Annotated in this window: 7 protein-coding genes; 4 read left to right on the forward strand and 3 right to left on the reverse strand. The window is 62.4% G+C overall.

Annotated features, from left to right (window positions below; genetic code table 11):
- Positions 1-2: 2 nt before the first annotated feature.
- From CO676_RS29645 to CO676_RS29655, 3 genes are all read right to left on the reverse strand, one after another.
- Positions 3-1136: an ABC transporter permease gene (locus CO676_RS29645; RefSeq protein WP_014766589.1), complete on the reverse strand. Its 1134-nt coding sequence runs from the start codon at positions 1134-1136 to the stop codon at positions 3-5.
- Positions 1136-2218 carry a microcin C ABC transporter permease YejB gene (locus CO676_RS29650; RefSeq protein ID WP_097523715.1) on the reverse strand — a complete coding sequence of 361 codons (1083 nt, stop codon included), beginning with the start codon at positions 2216-2218 and terminating at the stop codon, positions 1136-1138. The genes CO676_RS29645 and CO676_RS29650 overlap by 1 nt, the downstream gene beginning before the upstream one ends.
- A gap of 169 nt (positions 2219-2387) precedes the next feature.
- Positions 2388-4244 (reverse strand): extracellular solute-binding protein, encoded by a 1857-nt coding sequence (locus tag CO676_RS29655; RefSeq protein ID WP_097523716.1) that lies wholly within the window; start codon positions 4242-4244, stop codon positions 2388-2390.
- 204 nt (positions 4245-4448) lie between these two features.
- On the opposite strand from CO676_RS29655, the gene mepA reads away from it, so the two are divergent.
- From mepA to CO676_RS29675, 4 genes are all read left to right on the forward strand, one after another.
- The gene (gene mepA / locus CO676_RS29660) at positions 4449-5516 is read left to right on the forward strand and encodes a penicillin-insensitive murein endopeptidase (protein ID WP_014766592.1); all 1068 of its coding nucleotides are present in this window, start codon (positions 4449-4451) and stop codon (positions 5514-5516) included.
- Between the two features lie 145 nt (positions 5517-5661).
- Positions 5662-6042: a methylglyoxal synthase gene (locus CO676_RS29665; protein ID WP_014330524.1), complete on the forward strand. Its 381-nt coding sequence runs from the start codon at positions 5662-5664 to the stop codon at positions 6040-6042.
- 42 nt (positions 6043-6084) lie between these two features.
- A complete protein-coding gene (locus CO676_RS29670) occupies positions 6085-7104 on the forward strand; it encodes a glucokinase (protein ID WP_014766593.1) in 1020 nt (339 codons plus the stop codon).
- Between the two features lie 198 nt (positions 7105-7302).
- Positions 7303-7834 (forward strand): ABC transporter transmembrane domain-containing protein (locus CO676_RS29675; RefSeq protein ID WP_245424540.1); only part of this gene is annotated, 532 nt, incomplete at its 3' end.

A 7834-nucleotide genomic window follows, 5' to 3' on the forward strand; every position in this document is an offset into this window, starting at 1 on the left:
GCTCACCGGAACGTCTTTCTCGGGTCGAAGGCGTCGCGCGTCGCCTCACCGACGAAGATCAGCAGCGACAGCATGATCGACATGGCGAAGAAGGCGGTGAGCCCCAGCCAGGGCGCCTGGAGATTCGACTTGCCCTGGGAGATCATCTCGCCGAGCGACGGCGAGCCGGGCGGCATGCCGAAACCGAGGAAGTCGAGCGAGGTCAGCGTGGTGATCGAGCCCGACAGGATGAAAGGCAGGAAGGTCAGCGTCGCCACCATCGCGTTCGGCAACAGGTGCCGGTACATGATGGTGCCGTTGCCGACGCCGAGCGCGCGTGCCGCATTGACGTATTCGAAATTCCGCGCCCTCAGGAATTCGGCCCGGACCACGCCGACGAAGCCGACCCAGGAGAAGAGCAGCATGATGCCGAGCAGGATGAAGAAGCCGGGCGGCAGGATGGCAGCAATGATCAGCAGGATGTAGAGCACCGGCATCGACGACCAGATCTCGATGAAGCGTTGAAGAAGCAGGTCGGTCCAGCCGCCGAAATAGCCCTGCACCGCGCCGGCCGAAACGCCGATCACCGCGGAGGCGATGGTAAGCGCGAGGCCGAACAGCACCGAGATGCGGAAACCGTAGATCATCCGCGCCATGACGTCGCGCGCCTGGTCGTCGGTGCCGAGCCAATTCAAGTTGCCGACTATGCATCCGGGATCGGCGGCGCCTTGCGGATAGGCGGAGCAGCGCTCCTCCTTGCTCATCAGCCAGAAGGGCGCGGTCGGCGCCGAATGCGGGATGTTGGAGTTGACCGTCTGGTATGAATAGCGGATCGGCGGCCACACCATCCAGCCGTTCGCCTCGATCTCGTCGCGGATGAAATCGGAACGGAAGTCGGTTTCGGCGAGGAAGCCGCCGAACTTTTCTTCGGGATAGTCCACCAACGCCGGAAACAGGATCTCGCCCTTGTAGGAGGCGACGATCGGCTTGTCGTTGGCGATAAATTCGGCACAGAGGCTGAGGCCGAAGAGTACAAGGAAGATCCAGAACGACCAGTAGCCACGCCGGTTCGCCTTGAAGTTCTGCCAGCGCCGCCGGCCGATCGGGGTCAGCCAGCCCCTTTCGGGTGCCCTCGCATAGGTCGCGACCGTGCTCATCAGACATCCCTCCGCTCGAAGTCGATGCGGGGGTCGACCCAAGTGTAGATCAGGTCGGAGATGAGGCCGACGACGAGGCCCATCAGCGAGTAGATGTAGAGGGTCGCGAAGACGATCGGATAGTCGCGCTTGACCACCGCGTCATAGCCGAGCCGGCCAAGACCATCGAGGGAGAAGATGTACTCGATCAGCAGCGAGCCGGTGAAGAAGGCGGAAATGAAGGCGCCCGGAAAACCGGCGATGATGATCAGCATCGCATTGCGGAAGACGTGACCGTAGAGCACTTTGCGCTCGGTGAGCCCCTTGGCGCGCGCCGTCGTCACATATTGCTTCTTGATCTCGTCGATGAAGGAATTCTTGGTAAGCAGGGTAGTCGTCGCGAAGGCCGAAAGCAGCAGCGTGATCAGCGGTAGCGTCATGTGCCAGAAATAGTCGAGGATCTTCTGCCACCAGGGTAGCTCATGGAAATTCTCCGAAACGAGGCCGCGCAAGGGGAACCAGTCGAAAAAGGAGCCGCCGGCGAAGATTACGATCAGGAGAATGGCGAACAGGAAGCTCGGCACCGCATAGCCGATGATGATGACGCCGGAGGTCCAGACGTCGAAAGTCGAGCCGTCGGAGACGGCCTTCCTGATGCCGAGCGGGATCGAGATGGCGTAGGAGAAGATGAGGATCCAGACCCCGAGCGAGATCGACACTGGCATCTTCTCGACGATGAGGTCGACGACCGAGGTGTTGCGGAAGAAGCTCTCGCCGAAGTCGAAGCGGGCATAGTTCCACATCATCGTGACGAAGCGCTCGAGCGGCGGCTTGTCGAAGCCGAACTGCTTCTCGAGCTTGGCGATGAATTCGGGATCGAGGCCCTGCGCGCCGCGATAGCGTCCGCCGTCGTCGCCGCCACCCGGGACGAGATCGCCACCAGTACCGGACAGCCGATCGGATCCCGCGGCATTCGTCAGATCCGAAATCACCTGCTCTACCGGGCCGCCCGGCGCGAACTGCACGACGGCAAAGGAGATCGCCATGATCCCGATGATCGTCGGGATCATCAAGAGCAGCCGGCGCAGGATATAGGCACCCATCAGGCGGACCTCGGCATTGTGGCGCCGCCGGTTATAGGGGCGCTGGTTTGCCGTCTATTTCGTCTCAATCCTATACTCCTTGGGGCGGCCGATGCGGCCGGTCGTTACCCGCATTTTAGCTGATTCGTTTCCTACATTTGGAATCGAGAGCGGTCTCAAGTGCAAGTCTTCATTGGCTTGCAGCGCTCTTGAACCACCACACGTCGGGAAAGCCGATCGCATATTTCGGCAATTCCGCGGGCCGGCCGAACTTGTCCCAATAGGCGATATTGGCCTTGAGCTTGTAGTAGAGCGGGATGACGTAATTGTGGGCGAGCAGGACACGGTCGAGCGCTTTCGTCGCCGCAACGAGCGTCTCCCGGTCCTTGGCGAAGATGACGCGCTGGATCAATGCGTCGACGCCGGGATCGGATATGCCGGCATAGTTCCTGGACCCTTCGCGCGAGGCCGCCTTCGACCCCCAGTAATCCGCCTGCTCGTTTCCGGGGCTTAGGGTCTGGCCCCAGACCTCCCAGGTCATGTCGTAATCGAAGCTACGCTCCCGGTTCGTATATTGCGACGGATCGACCATACGCACGCTCGCCTCGATGCCGATTCGCTTGAGGTTCTGCGTATAGGGGAGCGCGACCCGCTCGAGCGCTGGGCTGTTTACCAGAATTTCGAAGACGAAAGGCTTGCCAGTCCTCTTGTTCACCATGCGGTTGCCCTTGAGTTCAAAGCCGGCATCCTTGAGCAGCGCGATTGCCTTGCGCAGGTTGTCGCGCGCCTTTTCCGGTGTGCCTCCGACCGGATTTGTGTAAGGCGTGGTGAATACCTCCGGCGGCACGAACTCCCTGACCTCGTTCAGAATTTTCAGTTCCGCGCCTTCGGGCAGGCCCGACGAGGCGAGTTCGGTGCCGAAGAAGAAGCTGTTCACACGCTGGTACTGATTAAAGAAGATCGTTCGATTCAGTTCCTCGAAGTCGAGGGCATAATTCAGCGCCTGGCGCACGCGCTCGTCGTCGAAAGGCTTGCGGCGCATGTTCGGAACCATCGCCTGCATCACACCCGTCGCCCGGAAGGGGTTAGGGATTTCCTCGCGCTTGACACGGCCTTCCTTTGCCGCCGGGAAATCGAAGCCGGTTGCCCAGCGCCTCGCCTGGTTCTCGGTCCAGTAGTCGATGTTGCCGGAACGGAAGGCCTCGAATTCGACGTCGCGGTCGCCGAAGAAGGAGTAGGTGATCGAGTTGAAGTTGTTCTGCCCGAGATTGACGTTGAGCGAGGCGCCCCAATAGTCGCCGCGCCGCTCGTAGCGGATCGTGCCGCCGGCGGAGAACGAGGCGATGCGATAGGGGCCGGATCCCATGACCGGCTCGAGCGTCGTGCGGGCGATGTCGCGCGGCTTGCCGTCCGGCCCGGCGCCTTCCCACCAATGTTTCGGCACAATCAGGATCTGGCCGAGAATGTGCGGCAGTTCGCGATTGTTCTTCTCGTCGAAGTGGAAGGTGACGTCGCGATCGCCGGTTTTTTCCGCCTTCACCACATGTCCGTAATAGCTTTGATAAAGCGGGTTCAGTTCCTTCGCTTTCTCGAAGCTGAAGACGACGTCCTCGGGTGTAACCGGCTTTCCGTCCTGCCACTTCGCCTCTTGCCGCAGGCGGAAGGTCGCCGACGAGATGTCATCGGGATAGGAGACGCTCTCGGCGAGAAGCCCGTAGGCCGTCGAAATCTCGTCATCCGCCGGTTTCATCAGCGTGTCGAAGACGAGGGCCAGCCCTACGGCCGCCTCCCCTTTGGTCGCGAGGAGCGGATTGAAACTGTCGAAGGTCCCGGTCTGCGAGAGTCTGATGTCTCCGCCCTTCGGAGCATCGGGGTTTGCATAATCGAAATGCTTGAAACCGGGCGGGTATTTGAGTTCACCGATCAGCGACAGGCCGTGATGCCAGGCTGGTTGTTCTTGGGCCTCTGCCAAGGGCGCAAGGAGCAGGGACATTGCCAGGAATGCGGTTGCCAGTTTCGCTTGCCCCATACCGCCAAATTCCAGCATCCTGCCCTTTCTCCTTGTATTTTCGGTTATTCTTGAAAACCAGAATAGGCCAAATCAGGGCAATTGACAGGGTCTGCCCCAAATCAGGCGAAATTTTTGAGTCACATCAGGGTGAGTCGCAAGGCTGATGCAACCGCGGCGAATCAGTATAGGAGCCGGCGGGATTTGCCCGCATGTTTCGCGTCGTTGCCGATGGGGGATGGAATGGGATTTGACACGAGTGCTGCGCTTCGACGCTGCGGCGCTGGGCTCTTGGCCCTGGCCGTGAGCGCGGGCCTGCTGACGACCGACGCCGCGTCGGGGGACGGCACGCCCGCCAAGGAGCTCTTCGGCGCAAAGGCGTTGCCGACCGAGGCGGCGCCGACGTCTTACGGCTTCTACTCCAAGGGTTGCCTGGCCGGCGGTATCGCTATCCCCACCGATGGCCCGACCTGGCAGGCGATGCGCCTGTCGCGCAACCGGCGCTGGGGGCATCCTGAGATGATCGCGTTAATCGAGCGCCTCTCCCACGATGCGGCCGAAAGGATTGGCTGGCCCGGCCTTCTGCTCGGTGATATCTCGCAGCCGCGCGGCGGCCCGATGCTGTCGGGCCATGCCTCGCACCAGATCGGGCTCGACGCCGATATCTGGTTGACGCCGATGCCGCAGAGGACGCTCAGCTATCAGGAGCGCGAATCGATTTCCGCGACCTCCATGCTCGACAAGAGCAAGTTCCTGACGATCGACCGGTCCGTGTGGACCCCCGCCCATGCGCGGCTGATCATGATGGCGGCGAGCTACCCCGACGTCGAGCGCGTCTTCGTCAACCCGGCCATCAAGAAGAAGCTCTGCGACACCTGGCGTGGCGATCGCGCAGCACTCGGCAAGGTGCGGCCGATCTACGGCCACGACTACCATTTCCACATTCGCATCAAGTGCCCGGCCGGCTCGCAGGGCTGCAAGGACCAGGCCGCGGTGCCGGCCGGCGACGGCTGCGACAAGTCGCTCGCCTGGTGGTTTACCGACACGCCCTGGGCAAAGCCGAAGAAGAAACCCGGCGAGAAGCCGCCAAAGCCGAAATTTGCGATGCTCGGCGACCTGCCGAAGGCCTGCGCCCTCGTGCTGAACGGCCCCGCGCCGGGCTCCGAACAGCAGGCGACCTACGGCACGGCCTATCGGGCTCCTGCCGCCATTCCCGCCGCGGCGACGAGCATCGAAGCGGTCATCGGCGCCGCGGCCGAAGCGCCGCTCGCCAATATCCCGGTGCCGCTGCCGCGCCCCGCCCTCCAATAACCACCAGGAAAGGGCCCGCCCACAAGTGTCTTTGCAATTTCGCGGCACTCATGTATAGGCCGTTCAAATCGATTTAAATCCGGACTGGAGTGTGATCGCGCCGTGCTTTCTGCTCCGGTCCACGAGAGCTTGCCGGGGACGCCGCATGGCAGATCGCAAATGTCTCGCCCTGATCGCCCATGATCAGAAGAAGGATGACCTCGCGGCCTTCGCCAAGGCGCACGAGGCGACGCTTTCCGGTTGGAAGATCGTTGCGACCGGAACGACCGGCGGCCGCGTTCTCGACGCCTGCCCCGGCCTCGACGTCACGCGGCTGAAAAGCGGTCCGCTCGGCGGCGACCAGCAGATCGGTGCGTTGATCGCCACCGGCGACGTGGACTGCCTTATCTTCTTCGTCGATCCGCTGACCGCCATGCCCCACGACGTCGACGTCAAGGCGCTGATGCGGCTGGCGATCGTCTACGATATTCCGATGGCGCTCAATCGCGCGACCGCCGAGCAGTTGATCGACTTCAGGCGCAACTGATACATCTCAGGAAATTCATGCCGCGATCAGGACGGACCTGCCATGCCCAGTGCGAGTGAACACAGTTTCTCCTTTCCGATATTGATCGGCGATATCGGTGGCACCAACGCCCGTTTCGCATTGCTCGTCGATGCAGCTTCCGAGCTCCTGCAACTGCCGCCCGTCAAGACGGGTGACTTCGCGACTATCGAAGAAGCGCTGCAGAAGAGCATTCTCGACCAGATCGCCGAAAAACCGCGCTCGGCGATCCTCGCCGTGGCAGGGCCGATCAAGAGCGACGAGATTCCGCTAACCAACGCCGGCTGGGTTATCCGGCCGAAGGACATGCTGGCGAGGCTCGGACTGGAAGACGTGCTGGTCATCAACGACTTCGAGGCGCAGGCGCTCGCCATTGCCGCGCCGGCCGACCAGGACGTCGTGCAGATCGGCGGTGGCAGCGTGCGGCCGCGGAGTTCCCGCGTGGTGCTCGGCCCCGGCACCGGGCTCGGCGTCGCCGGCCTCGTCTTCGCGCAGGACACCTGGATTCCCGTTCCGGGCGAAGGCGGCCATGTCGACATCGGACCGCGCAGCGAACGCGATTTCCGTATATGGCCGTTCCTCGATCCAATCGAGTGCCGCATGGCGGGAGAGCAGATCCTTTGCGGCCGCGGCATCATGAATCTCTACCGCGCCGTCTGCGCGGCCGATGGCGTCGAGCCGTCGCTGAAGGATCAGGCGGAGGTGACGACCAGGGCGCTTTCCGGGCAAGACCCGGCGGCGGTCGAGACAGTGTCGCTGTTCTGCACCTATCTGGGCCGCGTTGCCGGCGACATGGCGCTGATCTTCATGGCGCGCGGCGGAGTCTTCCTGGCCGGCGGTATTTCGCAGAAGATATTGTCGGCCCTGATGAAGCCGGAATTCCGCGCCGCCTTCGAGGACAAGGCGCCGCACTCGGCGCTGATGCGATCGATTCCCACTTTTGCGGTGGTTCATCCGATGGCGGCGCTTTCCGGGCTTGCCGCCTTCGCACGCGCGCCGCGAGATTTCGGTGTTGCAATGGAGGGACGGCGCTGGAGAAGCTGAACGCGCCGATCGACGCAAAGACTCGCCAAAAAGGCTTCGAGCCACTATAGAGCGCCCGACAGGTGGTGCAGCCACAACAGGGGACAGCGCCGCGCGTCTGTTCAGACGCGCAAAGCTCGCTGTAGTACTTTGAATAGCTGCATGATTCCTTCAATCAATTTCGATTTAAGGAATCACGCGTTAGGGAAGACGGGCTTTTTGAACGCCAGGGACAGACAACAGCGCACGGTCGACTCCGAGACGATCACCGGAATCCTGCGACGCGTCATCGCCGAAAACGGCCGCGACCACATCCGCGGCTATGCCTTTGCCATCGCCTGCCTCGTCGTGGTGGCGGCCACGACGGGTTTCACGGCCTGGATCATGGAAACGGTGATCAACGAGGCCTTCGCCAACCGGCGGGCCGATATCGTCCTGGCCATCTGCGGCGCCATCTTCGCCGCCTTCGTGCTGCGCGGCCTGGCGACCTACGGCCAGGCGGTGGCGCTCTCGAAGATCGGCAACAACATCGTGGCGCGCTATCAGCGCCGGCTTTACGCGCACCTGATGGCGCTCAGCGTCGGCTATTTCCACGAGCATCGCTCGGCGCAGCTTGCCGCCAAGGTCAGCCAGAACGTCAGCGGCATCCGCGACGTGCTCAACATGACGGTCACCTCGATCGCCCGGGATTTCCTGACCCTGGTCGGCCTGGTCGGCGTCATGTTCAGCAAGGACTGGCTGCTGTCGCTGA

The organism is Sinorhizobium sp. BJ1, from assembly GCF_002531555.1.
In the GTDB taxonomy this organism is placed as follows: Bacteria; Pseudomonadota; Alphaproteobacteria; order Rhizobiales; family Rhizobiaceae; genus Sinorhizobium; species Sinorhizobium fredii_B.